Here is a 19851-nt window from a genome sequence, read left to right on the forward strand (position 1 = left end):
CATCAGTAGCGCCATTTTTTATGCCGATTCAGGTCAGGCTGTGCCGCCTACCGTCAGGTTGTCCACTTTCAGCGTTGGCTGGCCCACGCCCACCGGCAGGCTCTGGCCCTCTTTACCGCAGACGCCCACGCCGTTATCCAGCTTCAGATCGTTACCGACCATCGAGATCTGCTGCATGGCTTCAATACCGGAGCCAATCAGCGTCGCACCTTTTACCGCTTTGGTCACTTTGCCCTTCTCAATCAGATACGCTTCTGAGGTAGAGAAGACAAATTTACCGGAGGTGATGTCCACCTGGCCGCCGCCAAAGTTTGGCGCAAAGATACCGTAATCTACAGACTCGATAATCTCCTGCGGCGTGGATTTGCCCGGCAACATGTAAGTGTTGGTCATGCGCGGCATTGGCAGGTGCGCGTAAGATTCACGACGGCCATTACCCGTTGGCGCGACACCCATCAGGCGCGCGTTGAGTTTGTCCTGCATGTAACCTTTCAGCACGCCGTTTTCAATCAGCACATTGTACTGGCCTGGCGTACCTTCATCATCGATAGCCACCGAACCGCGACGGTCAGGCATGGTGCCATCATCCACCACGGTGCACAGCTCAGATGAGACGAGCTGTCCAATCTGACCGCTGAACACGGATGTCCCGCGACGGTTAAAGTCGCCTTCCAGACCGTGGCCCACCGCTTCGTGCAGCAGCACGCCCGGCCAGCCTGCGCCCAGCACCACCGGGAATGTCCCGGCGGGAGCCGCAACAGCATTAAGATTCACCAGCGCCATGCGCACGGCTTCTTTTGCCCACGCGTCAGCGCGCGCTTCGCCATCTACATCGCCCAGGAACCAGTCATAGCCGAAACGACCGCCGCCGCCGCTGGAACCACGCTCGCGTTTACCGTTGTCATCAACCTGCACGCTGATGGAAAGACGCACCAGCGGACGCACATCGGCGGCCAGCGTACCGTCCGTTGCCGCCACCAGAATCAGTTCATAAACACCGCTCAGGCTGGCAGAGACTTCCTGCACGCGTTTATCTGCAGCACGCGCCACTTTGTCCACGCGGCGCAAAATATCCAGCTTCTCTTCGCGGCTCATGCTTTGCAGCGGATCGATACTGGTATAGAGCGCAGAGTGCGACACTTCACCGAGGGTTTTCACACGGCCATCGCCAGTATCACGCACAATGGTACGTGCAGCCTGCGCACTTTGCTCCAGTGCAGCCAGGCTAATCTGGTCGGCATAGGCAAAACCGGTTTTCTCACCGCTGACGGCGCGCACGCCGACGCCCTGGTCAATGTTATAAGAACCATCTTTGATGATGCTGTCTTCTAAAACCCAGGATTCGTGATAGCTCGACTGGAAATAGAGATCGCCGTAGTCGAGACGGCGTTCGGTCAGTTGACCAAGAATGGAGAACAGGTCCTGATGGCTCAGGCCGTTCGCTGCGAGCAAATGTTCACTTACCAGGTTCAGACTCATCGTATTGCTACTCGTTCGTTGCCGCCCATGGCGGTATAAAAATCGTATTTATTGAGAGTGAGGCAATTACCTGCCCACGTCAAATCATTGCTGTGCATCTTTGCGCGGCTGGCGCAGTACCTCGTTAATCTGGGGTTTATCCACCGGACCGGTAATGCGATAGCGCAGAATCGAGACTTTGCTCCACAGCGGGCCCAGCACTTTACTGGCAGCAAATACCGCCGCACCGACTATCGGGTTCACCACAAACGCCGCCGCCACGCCCACGCTCGCGGAAATTTCCGGCGCCACCACGGCTTCCATATCCAGCTCACGGCGTACCAGATTGACTGAGCCTTTCATGGCGATATCCGCTTCCAGGCCGTCTACCAGCGTGTCATCCGTATGCATCACGCCGTCCTTTATCCACGCCGTGCTGCGGATGGAATCGTAGTAGAAACCTTCGCTGAAGGTGTCGCTGAAATCGAAGCGCAGCTTGCGCAGCAGCGCATCAAAACTCAGCAGGCGCAGGATCTGCCCGGCTCGCCCCGTGCTCACATCGGCGATTTCCCCCTTGCCAAAGCGGGTTTTTAAAATACCGTTCAGTGACGCTTCGTCTGGCTTCCACGGCGCGTCTCGCCAGTGAAGATCGTAATTCACGTCAAATGACGATCCCCGCAGCGGCGTAGTGATGCCAAAGAAATTGGTTGCCGCATCCAGTTTGTTGCCTTTAATGTCGCCCTTCAGGGAGGTACGCTGTTCGCCCGGGTTATTGACCCATTCCCCTGCGGCCGTCATGCGGCCAAAACCGGTATCGACCAGGCCGCCGGAGAGCGTAAGCGTATTCCCCTGGATGGCAAAATCGCCGTCGATACGGCCATATTTTTGCCCCCACAGCCAGCATTCCGCGCAGCGCAGCTGGAGATCGGGCCAGCCGCTAAAATCGACGCGGGAGGCTTGACTCAGCGGCGATGTGTTCGCCGGTTGATCTTTACTCGCGGTGGCCGGGTTGTAGTAGAGATAGCGAATCGCTGCCTGCCACGGCGCGTTATTACGCATGGTAAGCGTGCCGTTGATCTCCCGGCCCTGCGCCTCCACTTTGGAGCCATTCGCGGTGGGCTGAGAAACAATGCTAAGGTTGTTCCACTGCTGTCCGCCCAACATCAGCGACGGCGTGCGTACCGTAACGGTTTGCGGGAACTGGGCGGCTTCATCCACGTTTTGTCCAACGCCTTTCTGGAACAGCGCCAGCCACTCCGCGCCATCCATCGGCGGAAGATTGAGCTCAACGCCCGCATGGTCGGGCAGCGGCGGCGTGGTTTTGCTGTCCGTCGTCCAGATAGCCCTGTCGAGGGTGAGTTTGCGATTAAGCAGCCAGCGGCTGTTGAAATGGTTTGTGCTGCCCGCATTTCCGGTCAACGCAAAGCTGTTCAGGTTGCCATCGACGTTGACCTTCACCGGCAGCGATTGTCCGGCCTGTTTATCCAGCGGCGCGGGCAACTGGCTGTGGATGTTTTTCAGGTCACCCGTGATGTCGACCTTATACTGCACGCCTGCGTGATAAGGCAGCTCAATAGCCACTTTGCCATTCCAGGCTACCGCGCCATCCACTGATGACGCGATCGGCTTCGGCAGGACGTCCATACGCGCAGGCTGCCAGTTACCGTCCAGATTGACGGCCACCTGGTAAGCTTTTTCACCCTCAGTGGTTGTGAAGTCAATATTCACCGGCTGATTAAACCAGCTGGCGGTCAGCGGCTCGCTCTTGAGGTTACCATTCACAAAACTGAACTGCCCGCTGAGGTTTTTCAGGGTGCTCTCAAGCGGTTTAATGTACAGACTGTTGTTCTTCAGACGGACATCACCTTTGGCGGTGGTCATCTCACCGTCAAGTGGGATATCAAGATGTAAGCGAGCATTCACATCGCCATCAAGCTGGAGCTGCTGCAGCGTCGCCGCCAGCGACTCTTTCAGCGGCGTCTCCTCAAAGTACGGCCCCACCGCTTTACCTGGACCGTTGATGTCGGCATCGATAAGCAGCTTCTCTTTTGAGTAGTCCGGGATGTTAGCCGTCAGGTTGCTGGCCGTCACGCCGCCCAGCGCAACGCTGTCAGACTTCATCCATAAGCCGTCATTGAGGAAGTTAAGTTCGATATCCAGGTTTTTCAGCGCAGGCCAGCCAGGCTGGAACGCGAAGGTGGCGTTGTGCAGCGGCACCAGCACCTGGAACTGACCTTCATTATGTTTGTACGGGAAAAGATGCGGATTACCACCGTAGACCAGTGTGGCATTATCCGCCTGACCGCCCTGAATCGCGCCGCTCAGATAGTCGACCAGCGCTTTCCCCATCAGGTTTTCCGGGAAATAGCGCCAGGCCTGAGAACCATCATCGGTACTGATGCCGGCCAGAATACCCAGCCAGGGCTCATCGCCATCTGGCTGCAGGTAGCGGAAATCGCCGCGTGCATGTACCGCTTTGGCTTTGACGTCGATATGCCTGCCATCAAGCTGGAAGCCCTTATCATTACGGAGCCAGTTCAGCACCGCATTGCCCTGTTCAATTTCCAGCGGCGCACGGAAGACCGTCTCGTAAGGCATTTTGGCGTTGTGCATATCCACCGTCAGCCTGCCGTTTTCCACACTGCCTTCCAGCTTGCCGCTGAAGTGCTCGGCTCCCGGAAGCAGCTTCCACTGCTTCCAGGCAAGATCGTTCCACGAGGCCTGGAAACGGGTTTTATCTGTGGCCTGAAGCGGGATATCCAGCGCCAGCGCATCAATCTTGCCGCTCGGCTGCGTTGCCAGCCAAATCTCGCCCAAATCCGGGGAGAGTTTCGCCGCCATTGAGCGCAGGCCTTCGATGGCTGTCAGATCCAGGTTACTGGCGCGGATACGCAGCTCATCGCTGCGTTTACTGGCCGCGCCGCCCACGTCCTGCTCCGGCATCCAGGCCAGCGTCAGCGCACCGCGCGGCCACGGCTTGCCGTCCATCGTGATGCGCGTATCCGGAATAGCAAACTGCCAGCCCTCTTTCTCCTGCGTCACATGCGCGGTGAGGTTATCGACGGAAAGCTGATGCTGCTGATTTTCGCCCTTCCAGCTTGCGCCCCCTTGCTTCAGCCAGATATCGCCGCTGGCGAATTTTCCCTTCGTCAGGGTTAGCCAGCCCTCAAGGCTAAAGCGGGCGGTTTCCAGCTGCATGTTTTGCTGTAACCAGTCGCCGAGCCAGGGCTTCACGTCCACATCGTCGGCCTGCAGCCAGACTTTACCGTTGTTTAACAGGCCGTCATCGTCGCGCAGATCCATACGTACCTGCATCACGCCGTGCTGGCCGTTCAGGCTGGACAGGCTCACCAGTCCTTCCGCGCGGTGTCGGTTCTTGCCGTTAAGCCAGGTTAGCTGTGGGATCGCCAGTTCGGCGCGCTGGCCGGAAAGGGTAATAAAGCTCACTTCGCTGTCGCGCAGATCGAAATGATCGAACTGGCGGAGGAAGAGATCGCTGAAGCGGTTGGCTTCCAGGCCCTGATTATCCTCACCGCCCGTTAGCGGCGTATTGGTCAGAAACTGAAGCTGGTAAAAGGTGAGATCGCGAAACTGCCAGCGCAGATGCAGCAGGCTTTGCCAGACGTCCAGCGCCAGGGTCACGCGTTTGATTTTCAGATGGCCGCCATCTTTCAGGCTGGCATTGATATCCCGGACGTCGAGCGTCGGGCCAAAATTTTGCCAGCTGGCGCTTAGCTGGCTTACGTCCACCGGCACACCGGTGGTGGATTCGATTTTTGCCAGCAGCTGCGGACGCCAGCTGTCGAGATGCGGCAAAACGAGGCGTAGCCCGCTCACGAGCAACGCGACAATCACGACCAGCGTTGCCCCTGTAAGCAATAAAATCCCCGGCAATCGCCTCACGCATCTCTCCTTGTCAGCTTTCGTCACGCAGCGTACTGCGTTTTACATCATCACAACGTCAAACTGCTCCTGGTTATAGAGCGGTTCAATTTGTACTTTTACCTGTTTGCCGACAAAGATTTCCACTTCCGCCAGCGCGTGCGACTCTTCGCCTTTCAACGCTTCCGCCACCGCAGGGGAAGCATAGACCAGAAAACGGTCGGAGTCGTAGGCGTGATGAACTCGGACGATTTCACGCATAATTTCGTAGCAGACGGTCTCAACCGTCTTTACCGTTCCGCGTCCATGGCAGGTTGGGCATTCATTACACAGCACATGCTCAACGCTTTCTCGGGTGCGCTTACGCGTCATTTCCACCAGCCCCAGCTGTGAGAAACCGTTAATGCTGGTTTTCACGCGATCCTTACTCAGCGCCTGCTCCAGTGAATGCAGCACGCGGCGGCGGTGATCTTCATTACTCATATCGATGAAGTCGATGATGATAATGCCGCCGAGATTGCGCAGACGCAGCTGGCGGGCAATCGCCTGCGTGGCTTCAATGTTGGTGTTGAAGATGGTGTCATCGAGGTTGCGATGGCCAACAAACGCACCGGTGTTGATATCGACGGTGGTCATCGCTTCGGTCTGATCGATAATCAGATACCCGCCGGACTTGAGCTCAACCTTACGCTCCAGGGCACGCTGGATCTCGTTTTCGACATCATAGAGATCGAAGATAGGCTGACGCCCGGTGTAGTGCTCCAGCAGGCCCGGCATTTCCGGGATGTATTCAGCGGTAAATTCCAGCAGCGCTTCATACGTCAGGCGAGAGTCCACGCGAATGCGGTCGAGCTGCGCATCGGCAAAGTCACGCAGAACGCGCTGAGCCAGCGCCAGCTCACCGTAAAGCTGGTAGCGGGTCTGGTTGCGTTTTTTACGCTCCATCACTTTGGTCCAGACGCGCTTAAGGTATGCGGCATCGGATGCCAGATCGTCTTCGCTGATCCCTTCCGCGGCGGTGCGGATAATAAACCCGCCCTGTTCATCGCAGTAGGCGCTGACCACTTTCTTCAGACGCTCGCGCTCGCTTTCGCTCTCAATGCGCTGCGAAACGCCGACGTGTGACGCGCCGGGCATAAAGACCAGATAACGGGAGGGTAAGGTGATGTCGGTGGTCAGACGAGCGCCTTTGGTGCCCAGGGGATCTTTCACCACCTGCACCATTAAGTCCTGTCCCTGACGCACCAGTTCGGAAATATCGCGCACGGCAAACTGCTTTTGCTCTTCGCCCGCAACGCACTCGGTGTGCGGCATGATATCGGAGGCATGTAAAAATGCCGCCTTATCCAGACCAATATCTACAAAAGCCGCCTGCATACCCGGCAGTACACGACTGACACGACCTTTGTAGATATTGCCTACTATTCCGCGCCGCGCTTCACGCTCAATATGAATTTCCTGAAGAATGCCACCGTCAATATAGGCCACACGGGTTTCCGATGGCGTTACGTTTACCAACAATTCAGCCGTCATAATTATCCCTTCCCTCACGCAGTGAGTTAAAATTGCTGAGCAACTCATACGTTTCCACCAGCGGTAAGCCGACTACGGCGTGATAGCTGCCATGAATCTTCCTGACAAAACAGCCACCCAGCCCCTGAATACCGTATGCACCTGCTTTATCCATCGGTTCACCGCTGGCAATATAAGCGGCGATCTCGTCGTCGGTAAGTACTCTGAACGTGACATCGGTTACCACCAGACAATCCAGCACGTGCTGGCTATCCGCCAGCGCGACCGCCGTCATTACCTGATGCGTTTGCCCGGACATTTTGCGCAGCATACGCGCCGCATGTTCGGTATCGTGCGGTTTCTCAAGCACTTCACCATTAAGGATAACGATGGTATCTGCTCCCAGCACCGGCAGATCGCGGGGCACTAACGCCACGCCCGCCTGCGCTTTCTCGCGCGCCAGGCGAGAGACGTATTGCTGCGCACTTTCGCCCTCAGCACGTTTTTCTTCAATGCCGGTCACGATGCGTTCAAAAGATACCCCTAACTGGGTCAGGAGTTCCTGACGGCGCGGGGAACCGGAAGCGAGATACAAAGACGTCATAGAAACCTTTTTATTGCACGGCAAACTGCTGGCGAACCTTACGCATCAGCAGGAACAGCCACGGCCAGAGCACACCGTTTACTACACTACTCCAGAACACTTCCGGTCGGAAAGAGACGTTGATCACTAAAAACTCTGCCCAGAAAACAACGATATCCGCAGCAAGCGACAACAACATCACGACCAGGGCCTGTTGCCAGAGCGCGAGGTTACGAAAGAGCTGGAATTTTAGTGCGACGAGGTACGCAATAATGCTCATGGACAGGGCGCGAACGCCCAGCGTAGAGCCACTAATGAGATCCAGTATGGCACCCATAACAAAACCCGTGCCGACATTTACGCGGTGCGGCAGGGCAAGGATCCAGTAAAGTAAAATGAGCAAGACCCAGTTTGGCCGGAAAACGAGAATGTTATCCGGCCAGGGCATAATCTGCAGCAACAGTGCAATGAGGAACGAGAGCCAGATGACCCAGCGTCCCTGGCTACGATAACTTGCCACTACTGCCCTCCCGAAGAGAGTTTAGGCGGTGGCGGCGCATCAGGCAGCGGCTGCGTTAACCCGGTTGCCGGCGCGGGCACTGGCGCAGGTGGCCCCATGGAGTCCGCAGGCGGAAGAACCTGCGGCATCATCTGCATCAGGCGTTCGTTTGCGACACGGTGCACCTCTTCAGGCGTCATCGGATTCGTGCCATTACGATCGGCACCCCAGAGCAGCAGCAGGTAGCGCAGACGCTGTAAACCCGCAGTCGGACGAGCCTGAATGACGGTGTACGCACGTTGAGTATCGAGCTTCACGGAAGAGACCACCGCAACCGGGTAACCCTCAGGGAAGCGTCCACCCAAACCGGAAGTCACCAGGACATCACCGACACGGATGTCCGTGTTCGCAGGCAGGTGCTCCAGCTGCAGATCGTCCGTACAGCCGTTACCGGCCGCAATCACGCGGATATCGTTACGCAGGACCTGGATAGGCAGCGCATGCGTGGCATCGCAAATCAGCAGCACGCGGCTGGTCAGCTTGGCGACGGCAACAACCTGCCCCACTACGCCTTTATCACTGATTACAGGCTGGCCTTCATACACACCGTTCACACTCCCTTTGTCGATCACAACCTGATCGCTGTAAGGATCGTTCACGGTGGAGATCACCTGGGTGACCATCTTCTGCTCATCCTGACGCAGCGGCGAGCCGAGCAGTTCACGCAGACGCGCGTTTTCCTGCTTATATTGCCCCAGCATCAGCAGTTCGCTGTTTTTCAGCAGCAGTTCCTGGCGTAATGCCCGGTTTTCAAGTTCGAGCTGGTCTCGTGAAGACAGCGTTTGAGAAACGGAGTCGAGCAGTTCACGGGGACCATTTGATATAAAGTAGAAAGGACTGACGGCGGTATCCATGTACGTTCTGATCTGGCTGAACGTACCGAGGCGGCTATCGGCAATAATGACGCCAAGCGCAACCAGAACCGCCAGAATAAGGCGAAACTGTAGCGATGGGCCACGGCTAAAAATTGGCTTCATAGGCTATGCGTATTCTCGTGTCAGAGAGAAAGGGTAGCGATTCGCTACCCTTTCACAATGACTACTCTTCGCTGAACAAGTCGCCGCCGTGCATGTCGATCATTTCCAGCGCCTTGCCACCACCACGGGCGACGCAAGTCAGTGGATCTTCTGCAACTACGACAGGAATACCTGTCTCTTCCATTAACAGGCGGTCGAGGTTACGCAGCAGCGCACCACCACCGGTCAGAACCATACCGCGCTCGGAGATATCGGACGCCAGTTCTGGTGGGCACTGTTCCAGCGCAACCATTACCGCGCTCACGATGCCAGTCAGCGGTTCCTGCAGCGCTTCCAGAATTTCGTTGGAGTTCAGGGTAAAGCCGCGTGGCACACCTTCCGCCAGGTTACGACCACGCACTTCGATCTCGCGCACTTCATCGCCCGGATAAGCAGAGCCGATTTCGTGTTTGATACGCTCTGCGGTCGCTTCACCGATCAGAGAGCCGTAGTTACGGCGCACGTAATTAATGATGGCTTCATCGAAGCGGTCACCACCGATACGTACGGAGGAGGAGTACACCACACCGTTCAGAGAGATAACGGCCACTTCTGTGGTACCCCCACCGATATCCACCACCATTGAACCGGTTGCTTCAGACACAGGCAGACCTGCACCGATTGCCGCCGCCATTGGCTCTTCAATCAGGAACACTTCACGAGCACCCGCACCCTGAGCAGATTCACGGATTGCGCGACGTTCTACCTGGGTTGCGCCAACCGGCACACACACCAGAACACGCGGGCTTGGACGCATGAAGCTGTTGCTGTGAACCTGCTTGATGAAGTGCTGAAGCATTTTTTCAGTCACGAAGAAGTCAGCGATAACGCCGTCTTTCATTGGGCGAATTGCGGCGATGTTGCCAGGGGTACGACCCAGCATCTGCTTCGCGTCATGACCCACTGCGGCGACGCTTTTCGGCGAGCCTGCACGATCCTGACGAATGGCCACAACAGAAGGCTCATTCAATACGATGCCTTGTCCTTTTACGTAAATAAGGGTATTCGCGGTACCCAGGTCAATGGACAGGTCATTGGAAAACATGCCACGAAATTTTTTCAACATACTAAGGGATAATCCTGAAAGCTGGGGCGGAAAACAAAATCCGCTTACTTTACCAACCACACGCAGCAGCGACAAGGCGCAAAAATCATCTGCAACGGTGAAAATTTGTGCAGTACGTTTCCTGATGTTACAAAATTGATCCCTGACTCCCTCAGGGCTGAGTCAACAGCAGCATTCCTTACTGACCTTTGTAACCCGTTAAAGGTCGTTCACTGGCTTTTTGCTCGACATACTCAAAGCTACAGGCGCGATATTCTACGTGAAAACAACGTAAACGGCAGGTCAAACAGAGTATCTTTGCAAATATTTTTTCACGTTGGTGTCAAGCGGTTGAGAGGCGGCAAAAAAATCGCCCTGACCGCCCATGACACCGCGCTCTGTTAACATCTGCCATTCGCCCCTGGAGCGCACGCCCGCGGCAAAGACTTGTGTTCGGGTTCCTTTACACGCTTCAACCAGACTCTGAACCAGCAGCTGGTTTTCCGTGCGCTTTTCAATATTTCTTACCAGCCCCGGATGCAGCTTTAATAGCTCCACATCCAGTTCCTTGATCCAGTCGGTACTGACCAGCGTTAAACCAGCTTGTGTCACCGCCACACGCGCACCGAGCGCGTTGATCAAACGAACCACCGGACGTAACCGGCTGATGTGTTGACCCACATCCGCCTCAGCAAGTTCAAAAATAATGCGTTTGCGTTGCGATTTTTCGCATTGCATTAATGTATCACGCAGCCAGCGCTGAAAACGCGGGCGTATTAACGACTCAACGGTGACCTGTAACGCCAGACTCTCTTCCGGCCAGAAAGATAAAAATGGGATCAGGCGGGAAATTTGCTGGCGGTCATACTCTTCAGACAGCCCAAATTGCAGCACCATTGGCAGATATTCCGCAGAAATAACTTCTTCCGTACCGTCAAAAATACGGCACATCAGTTCGCGATGATGGACATAGCCGTTTTTCATGACCGCCGGTTTTTGATAAATGCGTGGCCCACCGCGGCTCAGCATTTGCTCAATCAACGTACGCCACCGCACGTTTCCACGCCCTTTTTCCGGTAACGAGTCATCGTAAACGGCCCATCCGTTCGCCCCCTGCAACACGGCGTTGCGGGTGGCCGATTCCGCATGCTCCATCACCTGCTCCGTCGACTGACCGCCGCGCCAGGCGCAGATCCCCATATGCACCATGTCGTCGCGATCGAGCATTTTACTCTGGGGCAGCGCGTCTACCGCCTTCAGCAGCTGGCTGGCAATACTTTCCGACTCTTTTAGCGTGCGATGCGGCAATAACACGGCAAAGTCGCTGCGGTGATAGCGGGCCAACAGTGCCCCGGGGTAGCGCATGATAAAGGTGGAGAGCAGGTTGATCAGCGTAAAGAGATTTTCTTCCGCGGCCCGCTGCCCCCATGTGTCGCGCAGCAGATCGAAATCGGGCAGGCGAATCATCATCACCACGCCGTGAGTGCCCACTTTTTCCGAATCGTCGAGCAGCGTGGCCAGTTGATTATCAAAGAAAAGGCGGTTGTTAAGGCCTGTTTTATTATCCTGCGCGGCATAAGAGCGGATCAGCGTATCCATACGGCTGCGCTGGTCGCTGGCAAACTGAATTTCTGAGAGCAACGTATCCAGCGCACTGCTGGTGCGTGACGGCCATTCATGAACAGAGCCGCGCACCTGCGGGCCGCGCTCACCGTTCAGGATGCGGACGGAGCGGATTTCCAGCAGTTCCTGCCCTGAGAGCTGGCGGCGCAACCAGCGAACCGCGAGAAAAATGAGCAGAATAATGAATGCAACCGCGATCGTGAGCGGCGCGGTGGTCATCATGGAACGGAAATAGCTGGCCATCGGATCGAGATAGACCATGTGAATGGTCATACCCGGGTTTTTAAGGGAGTGCACCGTTACTTCCCGGTACTGACTCACTACGCCCGCAGGGCGATAACTTCCCTGCCGTTCATGGCTTAAAACCTGATGCTTTCCCTGCTGAATATCGATCCGAATAATATCAACCGGCACCATCAACTCATCCAGTTCCCGGGAGAGCGACGGGAGTGGCGTGGTCAGCAGACGCGTATCAATGACCGACGCAACAGACTGCACCCGGTTGACCAGTTTGTCCTGAATGGCGTTATAAAAGCTCAAAGAGCAACCCAGAAGCGTGACAAAGATGGTCAGCCCCGTTAGCAAGGTGATAAAAGCCGAGAACTTCGTCGTTAATCGCATCCTTGAGATTACTCCGTGGGTTGAGGGGGTAGCGAGTAAGCGCTAACTTGCATTTCAAATGCGGCATACTACCAAATCGGGCGTATCTGGCAATTTATTGCGTTAAATCGGCATTGAATTACCCTGAGCGAGTATAGTCTTCAGAAATTATTTTCCAATCATCTCAGTCGTGAGGACCCCGTATGCAGGCTTTGATCTTAGAACAGCAGGACGGCAAAACGCTTGCCTCAGTACAGGCCGTAGAAGAGAGCCGTCTGCCGGAAGGCGACGTCACCGTCGACATAGACTGGTCCAGTTTAAATTACAAAGATGCACTGGCGATCACCGGTAAGGGTAAAATCATCCGAAATTTCCCTATGGTGCCGGGTATTGATTTTGCTGGCCGGGTCCACAGCAGCGAAGACCCTCGCTTCCATGCGGGCCAGCACGTGCTGCTCACCGGCTGGGGTGTGGGTGAAAATCACTGGGGCGGGCTGGCAACACAGGCGCGCGTAAAAGGCGACTGGCTGGTGCCGATGCCGAAAGGCATGGATGGTCGCAAAGCGATGATCATCGGCACCGCAGGCTTTACCGCCATGCTGTGCGTGATGGCGCTGGAAGAGGCGGGGGTTCGCCCTGAGTCGGGTGACATTGTCGTGACTGGCGCCAGCGGTGGCGTGGGGAGCACGGCGGTAACGTTGCTTCACAAACTGGGTTACCAGGTCACGGCGGTTTCCGGCCGGGAAAGTACGCATGATTATCTTCGCCAGCTCGGTGCCAGCCGCATTCTTGGCCGCGATGAATTTGCCGAAACCCGTCCACTGGAAAAACAGGTCTGGGCGGGCGCGGTAGATACCGTCGGCGATAAAGTGCTGGCGAAGGTCCTGGCGCAGATGAACTACGGCGGCTGCGTGGCAGCCTGCGGTCTGGCGGGCGGCTTTACCCTGCCAACTACCGTCATGCCGTTTATTTTGCGTAACGTTCGCCTGCAGGGCGTGGACTCCGTGATGACGCCAGCGGCTCGCCGCACGGAGGCCTGGGAACGTCTGGTACGCGATCTGCCGGAATCGTTCTTTACCCAGAGCGCAACGGAGATAAGCCTCAGCCAGGCGCCAGACTATGCCAGTAAAATCATGGATAACCAGTTCCACGGTCGCGCGCTGGTGAAAATCGCCTAATCTTCAAATTTTCGTGACATATTCGCGTGAAGCGCTCTCCTCCGTCATGCTTAGAAAAACGCATGACGGAGGATGCCATGAAAAACCGAAAACTGACGGAAGCCGACGTAACGTCCGAGTCTGTCTTTATGTTACAGCGCCGCCAGATCCTGAAAATGCTTGGCATCAGCGCCACTGCACTGACGCTCTCCCCTGCGGCACATGCCGACCTGCTCGACTGGTTTAAAGGTAACGATCGCCCTAAGGCGCCTTCCGGTGCCCCGCTTACGTTTACGAAACCCGCCGAGTGGCAAAACAAACTGACGCTCACCCCTGAAGACAAAGTCACCGGCTACAACAACTTTTACGAATTTGGTCTGGATAAAGCCGATCCTGCCGCCAATGCAGGCAGCATGAAAACCGATCCGTGGACGTTGAAAATTGACGGCGAGGTGGCAAAACCCCTGACGCTCGACCACCACGATCTGACCACCCGCTTCCCGCTCGAAGAGCGCATCTATCGCATGCGCTGCGTGGAAGCCTGGTCGATGGTGGTACCCTGGGTCGGCTTCCCGCTGCATAAGCTGCTGGCGTTGGTTGAGCCCACCAGCAATGCAAAATATGTCGCCTTCCAGACGCGCTACGCTCCGGACGAGATGCCGGGCCAGAAAGATCGGTTTATCGGCGGTGGACTGGACTATCCGTACGTTGAAGGACTACGCCTCGACGAAGCCATGCATCCCCTTACCCTGCTGACCGTTGGCGTATACGGCAAGGCGCTTCCTCCTCAAAACGGCGCCCCCATTCGGTTAACCGTACCGTGGAAATACGGCTTCAAAGGAATTAAGTCTATCGTCAGCATTAAGCTGACCCGCGAGCGTCCGCCAACGACCTGGAACCTGGCAGCACCGGGTGAATACGGTTTCTTCGCGAATGTGAATCCGCATGTGGATCATCCCCGCTGGTCGCAGGCGACTGAGCGCTTTATTGGCGCGGGTGGTGCGCTGGACGTTAAGCGTCAGCCCACGCTGTTGTTTAACGGGTATGCGGATGAAGTGGCTTCGCTTTACCGTGGCCTTAATTTACGGGAGAACTTCTGAGTGCGTTTAACGGCAAAGCAGATTACCTGGCTGAAAGTGCTGCTGCATTTAGCTGGGATACTTCCTTTTATCTGGTTGTTCTGGGCCGCCAGTCAGGGCCTCTTTAGCGCCGATCCGGCAAAGGATATCCAGCATTTTACGGGTCGGATGGCTCTGAAATTTTTACTGGCAACCTTGCTCGTCTCGCCGCTGGCGCGCTACGCTAAACAGCCATTATTGATACGTACCCGTCGGCTTTTGGGGCTATGGTGTTTTGCCTGGGCGACGCTGCACCTTACCAGCTACGCCCTGCTGGAACTGGGAATTAACAATCTGACACTGCTTGGCCGAGAGCTGGTGACACGCCCTTATCTGACGCTGGGTATCGTAAGCTGGCTGGTTTTACTGGCGTTAGCGCTGACGTCCACGCAATATGCGCAGCGAAAGCTGGGCAGACGCTGGCAGTTACTGCACAACTTCGTCTATCTTGTCGCGATCCTCGCCCCCATTCATTATCTGTGGTCGGTGAAGATCCTCTCCCCGCAGCCAGTCCTGTATGCGCTGGCGGCAGTGGCGCTTTTAGCATGGCGTTACAAGAAGTTCCGCCAGTGGTTGCGATAGTTCGCGAAACTGTGCGTTTTCCCGCAGATTCCCCCTCAACCGCAAATCTTTTTTGGATTGCGGTTGATAATCTTCCCTGATAAGACCAGTATTTAGCTGCCAAATGCTACGAAATCGTTATAATGTGCGACCTTGGTTCCCCTGACAGTGGTTTTTGGCCTCTGAAAAGGTGACATTTGCGCTTCGACGGTATATTTTGTTTTTTACCCGAAAATCGCAGGAGATAGCGGCATAATGACTGACAAGTTCCATATCTTAGTATTGAACGGACCGAACCTGAACATGCTCGGCACCCGTGAGCCAGAGAAGTACGGCACGCTAACATTGAGCGAAATTGTTAACCGTCTGAGCACGGAAGCAGCGTCGCTGAATGTGGATTTGGATCATTTTCAGTCAAACGCGGAGTACGCAATCATCGACCGTATTCATCAGGCTAAAGACAATGTGGACTATATCCTGATCAATCCGGCCGCGTTTACGCACACCAGTGTTGCTATCCGCGACGCACTGCTCGCGGTGAGTATCCCGTTTATCGAGATCCACCTGAGTAACGTGCACGCCCGAGAGCCGTTCCGCCACCATTCGTATCTGTCGGATATCGCTACTGGCGTTATCTGCGGACTGGGCGCTGACGGTTATTCATACGCTTTACAGACAGCGGTAAAACGCTTGTCACAATCACACTAAACAAGAGTACGGAACCCACTCATGGATATTCGTAAGATTAAAAAACTGATCGAGCTGGTTGAAGAATCAGGCATCTCCGAACTGGAAATTTCTGAAGGCGAAGAGTCTGTACGCATCAGCCGTGCAGCCCCAGCCGCTAGCTTCCCGGTAATGCAGCAGGCTTACGCTGCGCCAGTGCAGCAGCCTGCGCTCTCCGCAGCCGTTGCACCAGCAGCTGAAGCCGCACCTGCCGCTGCAGCAGAAATCAGTGGTCACATCGTACGTTCCCCAATGGTTGGTACTTTCTACCGCACCCCGAGCCCGGACGCGAAGGCGTTCATCGAAGTGGGTCAGAAAGTCAACGTAGGCGATACCCTGTGCATCGTTGAAGCGATGAAAATGATGAACCAGATCGAAGCAGACAAATCAGGTACTGTGAAAGCGATTCTGGTCGAAAGTGGTCAGCCGGTTGAATTTGACGAGCCGCTGGTCGTCATCGAGTAACGAGGCGAACATGCTGGATAAAATTGTTATCGCCAACCGCGGCGAGATTGCATTGCGTATTCTTCGTGCCTGTAAAGAACTGGGCATCAAGACCGTCGCGGTGCACTCAAGTGCGGATCGCGATTTAAAACACGTATTGCTGGCGGATGAGACGGTCTGTATTGGCCCGGCTCCGTCCGTAAAAAGCTATCTGAACATCCCGGCTATCATCAGCGCCGCTGAAATCACCGGCGCGGTGGCAATTCATCCGGGTTATGGCTTCCTCTCTGAGAACGCCAACTTTGCTGAGCAGGTTGAACGCTCTGGCTTTATCTTCATCGGCCCGAAAGCCGACACTATCCGCCTGATGGGCGACAAAGTGTCTGCGATCACCGCGATGAAAAAAGCCGGTGTGCCAACCGTACCAGGCTCTGACGGCCCTCTGACCGACGACATGGATGCTAACCGTGCTCATGCTAAACGCATTGGCTACCCGGTTATCATCAAGGCGTCCGGCGGTGGCGGCGGTCGCGGTATGCGCGTAGTACGCAGCGATGCTGAACTGGCGCAGTCCATCTCCATGACCAAAGCGGAAGCGAAAGCGGCTTTCAGCAATGACATGGTGTACATGGAAAAATACCTGGAAAACCCACGCCACATCGAAATTCAGGTGTTGGCTGACGGTCAGGGTAACGCGATCTATCTGGCAGAACGTGACTGCTCCATGCAGCGTCGTCACCAGAAAGTCGTCGAAGAAGCACCTGCGCCGGGCATTACCCCGGAATTGCGTCGCTACATCGGTGAGCGTTGCGCCAAGGCGTGTGTCGATATCGGCTATCGCGGGGCGGGTACTTTTGAGTTCCTGTTCGAAAACGGCGAGTTCTACTTTATCGAGATGAACACCCGTATTCAGGTTGAACACCCGGTTACCGAAATGATCACTGGCGTTGACCTGATCAAAGAACAGCTGCGTATCGCTGCGGGTCAGCCGTTGTCCATCAAGCAGGAAGAAGTCGTGGTGAAAGGCCATGCGGTTGAATGCCGTATCAACGCCGAAGACCCGAACACCTTCCTGCCAAGCCCGGGTAAAATCACGCGTTTCCACGCGCCGGGTGGCTTTGGTGTGCGTTGGGAGTCTCATATCTACGCCGGTTACACCGTACCGCCGTACTATGACTCAATGATCGGCAAGCTCATCTGCTACGGCGAAAACCGTGACGTGGCGATTGCCCGCATGAAGAACGCCCTGCAGGAGTTGATCATCGACGGTATTAAAACCAACGTTGATCTCCAGATGCGCATCATGAGCGACGAGCACTTCCAGAATGGTGGAACTAACATCCACTATCTTGAGAAGAAACTCGGCCTCAACGAGAAGTAATCTAAAAACACGCCTGTTTATCAGGCGTGTTTATTTTTTGCGTCCTTGTTTCTCACCCCAAACTATTTACCGTCACTATATGTCCAACCCAACCTAGAAATATTCAATATCATCATTTTTTCTACATTTACTTTTCATCATTCCTCGGTTCTTAACGATATTACAGCGTGATGTAATGAGTCCGTTTTTCTTAATATTTTTTCGATAACGGACATATCTTTTATGAATATACTGAAAAGTGGCATACAGAAAAAATGCGTTGCTGCTGCGCTGTTATGTGCATCGGTAACGTCTTTGCCTTTATACGCTGAAACCACGGCCAACTGGTGGGAAAGATGGCAGGATAACCAGGCCTTCAATGAAGCTCTGGATGAACTCGGTATGAGTTATCAACTGTTATCTGAAGATCCACAAAAAACCCTCACCCGTTCAGCCGACCCGACTGATGTTCTCTACTGGCAAAAGCGCACCATGCAAATTTATGGTGATGCTGACAAAGACATTTATTATATTCCAGCCATTGAAGATCATGATGAAGCTCGTGCCAGAACAGGCTTCACAGGTCGCAACCCTTATTTTAATACCTATTATTATGGTGAACAGGGTGATACGTTCACATTGACCACCTCTTCCCAACCCGATGATGTGGTCTGCTACGCAGGACTGGAAAATCAATACAGCGGTACAATCACCACTAAATATCAGGTGCAGTTAAATGCCAATCACTCAACGCAATATACCCTGAGTGAAAATGGATTAATGCTGCTGGCCTGCTGGGATAAAAGTGGTACCTATAGCCATATGAACACACTCGTTCGTGTGGATGTCACATCGACGACCGCGAAAAAACACCCGCTATTTGTTTTCGGACTTAACACAAAAGAAGAGTGGAAGGCCCTGAGCCAGCAGAGTACACCGACCGGGCAAACGCTGCTGTTTGACGGGCGCTCTCGGTATATCGTAAATAATTCCACCGCTAAAGCATCACTGAATACCAATGTGCTGCAAATGCTGCGCGAACAATTAAGCTACGTCATGGACTATGATAAGGTTAACGGGCTTGATGGGTCATCGTATTTACATCAGCCTCTGCGCGGTTTGAATTTCGGTATTTTTAACAGCTGCTGCTGGTCTCAGGGAGGAGCCGGACGTATTGGGATCGGCTTTGGCAACAGCTTACCAACCGAAACCAGCTGGGGCCATTGGCATGAATATGGTCACCAAAATCAGATGACCTGGGCATGGGACGGGTTAACGGAAGTGACAAATAATATTATGTCCGTTTCAGCCTGCCGTGTGTTACGCGGAGAAGTAACGGATAAATCCTGTCACGAAAATCTGTATTACAACAATTTCTCCTGGGATCAGCAGGCCGTCGGTTCTTTCCTGAACGCTGGCGAAACACATCAGTTTGATACTGACAATGACGTCTTCCGTAAATTAATGATGTTTACCCAGCTGAAAACATCGTGGCCCGATCTCTTCGCTTATATTGGCAAAACCTACCGCGAAACCTATAACGAGGGTAAAGGCAAATCTCTGGTTGCAACCAATCAACAAAAAATTGATTTCTTTGTGGTCAATGCCAGCAAAGCAGCGGGACGTGATTTACGTGAATTCTTTACACGCTGGGGTTTAGGCTATTCCGCTGATGCTGACTCACAAATTGCAGCCCTGAAATTACCTCAGCCGAACAAAGTGACAAAAACCTTTACCGGTAGCCTGAACGGCTCTTCCCCGATTACGATTGAAGTTCCGGCTGAAGATAACACTGTGAATATTGCTTTTGTGACCAACACACCTAAGGCTGGCCCTACCTCTCTGGTCTGGGTTGAGGATGGTGAAACGCCACTGTATGCGCAGGTTGTCGATAGTCGTAACAGAAGCTTCATCGTGAAACTGCGTGGCCAGAACAGCCATGGCGGCTGCAATATTCATTCCGTTAACACCGCGGTTAACTGCAACTCAGGAACAAGCGCATATTTAAGAGTCGCTTATAAAGCAGAAGATAACCCGCATCTGCCTCAGGGCAGCTATACGGGTGTTCTTCATCTGATTGCGCGTGACTGGCACAACACGGACTGGACGGCAAACGTGAATGTCGATCTCTCCATTGTGAAGTAAGTGCTTTATTGCTGCGCCAGTTTCTGGCGCAGCAGAAAATGATTCGGCCTGACTTGCTTATT

Annotated in this window: 15 protein-coding genes; 7 read left to right on the forward strand and 8 right to left on the reverse strand. The window is 54.5% G+C overall.

Annotated features, from left to right (window positions below; all coding sequences use genetic code 11):
* Positions 1-33: 33 nt before the first annotated feature.
* From tldD to csrD, 8 genes are all read right to left on the reverse strand, one after another.
* Positions 34-1479, reverse strand: a complete 1446-nt coding sequence (gene tldD, locus G0034_RS20565) for a metalloprotease TldD (protein WP_023331419.1) — start codon at positions 1477-1479, stop codon at positions 34-36.
* Positions 1480-1563: 84 nt separating this feature from the next.
* The gene (yhdP, locus tag G0034_RS20570) at positions 1564-5361 is read right to left on the reverse strand and encodes an AsmA2 domain-containing protein YhdP (RefSeq protein WP_014885431.1); all 3798 of its coding nucleotides are present in this window, start codon (positions 5359-5361) and stop codon (positions 1564-1566) included.
* Between the two features lie 42 nt (positions 5362-5403).
* Positions 5404-6873 carry a ribonuclease G gene (rng, locus tag G0034_RS20575; protein ID WP_014885432.1) on the reverse strand — a complete coding sequence of 490 codons (1470 nt, stop codon included), beginning with the start codon at positions 6871-6873 and terminating at the stop codon, positions 5404-5406.
* Entirely contained in the window at positions 6863-7456 is a 594-nt protein-coding gene (locus G0034_RS20580) for a Maf family protein (RefSeq protein ID WP_014885433.1), read from the reverse strand. The genes rng and G0034_RS20580 overlap by 11 nt, the downstream gene beginning before the upstream one ends.
* Positions 7457-7466: 10 nt before the next feature.
* Positions 7467-7955 carry a rod shape-determining protein MreD gene (mreD, locus tag G0034_RS20585; RefSeq protein ID WP_008502849.1) on the reverse strand — a complete coding sequence of 163 codons (489 nt, stop codon included), beginning with the start codon at positions 7953-7955 and terminating at the stop codon, positions 7467-7469.
* The gene (mreC, locus tag G0034_RS20590) at positions 7955-8971 is read right to left on the reverse strand and encodes a rod shape-determining protein MreC (RefSeq protein WP_008502850.1); all 1017 of its coding nucleotides are present in this window, start codon (positions 8969-8971) and stop codon (positions 7955-7957) included. Before mreC ends, mreD begins: the two co-directional genes overlap by 1 nt.
* A gap of 61 nt (positions 8972-9032) precedes the next feature.
* Complete coding sequence (mreB, locus tag G0034_RS20595; RefSeq protein WP_000913396.1) at positions 9033-10076, reverse strand: rod shape-determining protein MreB; 1044 nt, start codon at positions 10074-10076, stop codon at positions 9033-9035.
* A 282-nt stretch (positions 10077-10358) separates the two neighbouring features.
* On the reverse strand, positions 10359-12299 hold the full coding sequence (csrD, locus tag G0034_RS20600; RefSeq protein ID WP_023337866.1) for an RNase E specificity factor CsrD: 1941 nt from the start codon (positions 12297-12299) through the stop codon (positions 10359-10361).
* Between the two features lie 182 nt (positions 12300-12481).
* Between csrD and acuI the strand changes: the two genes are divergently transcribed.
* From acuI to G0034_RS20635, 7 genes are all read left to right on the forward strand, one after another.
* Positions 12482-13456 (forward strand): acrylyl-CoA reductase (NADPH), encoded by a 975-nt coding sequence (gene acuI, locus G0034_RS20605; protein ID WP_179121239.1) that lies wholly within the window; start codon positions 12482-12484, stop codon positions 13454-13456.
* 77 nt (positions 13457-13533) lie between these two features.
* Entirely contained in the window at positions 13534-14535 is a 1002-nt protein-coding gene (gene msrP, locus G0034_RS20610; RefSeq protein ID WP_023331424.1) for a protein-methionine-sulfoxide reductase catalytic subunit MsrP, read from the forward strand.
* Entirely contained in the window at positions 14536-15135 is a 600-nt protein-coding gene (gene msrQ / locus G0034_RS20615) for a protein-methionine-sulfoxide reductase heme-binding subunit MsrQ (protein WP_014885437.1), read from the forward strand.
* A gap of 234 nt (positions 15136-15369) precedes the next feature.
* The gene (gene aroQ, locus G0034_RS20620; protein ID WP_023331425.1) at positions 15370-15822 is read left to right on the forward strand and encodes a type II 3-dehydroquinate dehydratase; all 453 of its coding nucleotides are present in this window, start codon (positions 15370-15372) and stop codon (positions 15820-15822) included.
* A 21-nt stretch (positions 15823-15843) separates the two neighbouring features.
* Positions 15844-16305, forward strand: coding sequence for an acetyl-CoA carboxylase biotin carboxyl carrier protein (accB, locus tag G0034_RS20625; protein WP_010436174.1), 462 nt, complete (start codon positions 15844-15846; stop codon positions 16303-16305).
* 10 nt (positions 16306-16315) lie between these two features.
* Positions 16316-17665, forward strand: a complete 1350-nt coding sequence (accC, locus tag G0034_RS20630) for an acetyl-CoA carboxylase biotin carboxylase subunit (protein ID WP_003860388.1) — start codon at positions 16316-16318, stop codon at positions 17663-17665.
* 222 nt (positions 17666-17887) lie between these two features.
* Complete coding sequence (locus G0034_RS20635) at positions 17888-19789, forward strand: M60 family metallopeptidase (protein WP_179121240.1); 1902 nt, start codon at positions 17888-17890, stop codon at positions 19787-19789.
* The last annotated feature ends 62 nt before the right edge of the window (positions 19790-19851 follow it).

Source organism: Enterobacter sp. T2 (genome assembly GCF_010692925.1).
Classification (GTDB): domain Bacteria; phylum Pseudomonadota; class Gammaproteobacteria; order Enterobacterales; family Enterobacteriaceae; genus Enterobacter; species Enterobacter kobei.

Bases quoted from the DNA above. Each gene is read 5' to 3' on its own strand.
- tldD (WP_023331419.1), bottom strand. From the start codon at position 1,479: ATGAGTCTGAACCTGGTAAGTGAACATTTGCTCGCAGCGAACGGCCTG.
- rng (WP_014885432.1), bottom strand. From the start codon at position 6,873: ATGACGGCTGAATTGTTGGTAAACGTAACGCCATCGGAAACCCGTGTG.
- G0034_RS20580 (WP_014885433.1), bottom strand. From the start codon at position 7,456: ATGACGTCTTTGTATCTCGCTTCCGGTTCCCCGCGCCGTCAGGAACTC.
- mreC (WP_008502850.1), bottom strand. From the start codon at position 8,971: ATGAAGCCAATTTTTAGCCGTGGCCCATCGCTACAGTTTCGCCTTATT.
- mreB (WP_000913396.1), bottom strand. From the start codon at position 10,076: ATGTTGAAAAAATTTCGTGGCATGTTTTCCAATGACCTGTCCATTGAC.
- csrD (WP_023337866.1), bottom strand. From the start codon at position 12,299: ATGCGATTAACGACGAAGTTCTCGGCTTTTATCACCTTGCTAACGGGG.
- acuI (WP_179121239.1), top strand. From the start codon at position 12,482: ATGCAGGCTTTGATCTTAGAACAGCAGGACGGCAAAACGCTTGCCTCA.
- msrP (WP_023331424.1), top strand. From the start codon at position 13,534: ATGAAAAACCGAAAACTGACGGAAGCCGACGTAACGTCCGAGTCTGTC.
- aroQ (WP_023331425.1), top strand. From the start codon at position 15,370: ATGACTGACAAGTTCCATATCTTAGTATTGAACGGACCGAACCTGAAC.
- accB (WP_010436174.1), top strand. From the start codon at position 15,844: ATGGATATTCGTAAGATTAAAAAACTGATCGAGCTGGTTGAAGAATCA.
- accC (WP_003860388.1), top strand. From the start codon at position 16,316: ATGCTGGATAAAATTGTTATCGCCAACCGCGGCGAGATTGCATTGCGT.
- G0034_RS20635 (WP_179121240.1), top strand. From the start codon at position 17,888: ATGAATATACTGAAAAGTGGCATACAGAAAAAATGCGTTGCTGCTGCG.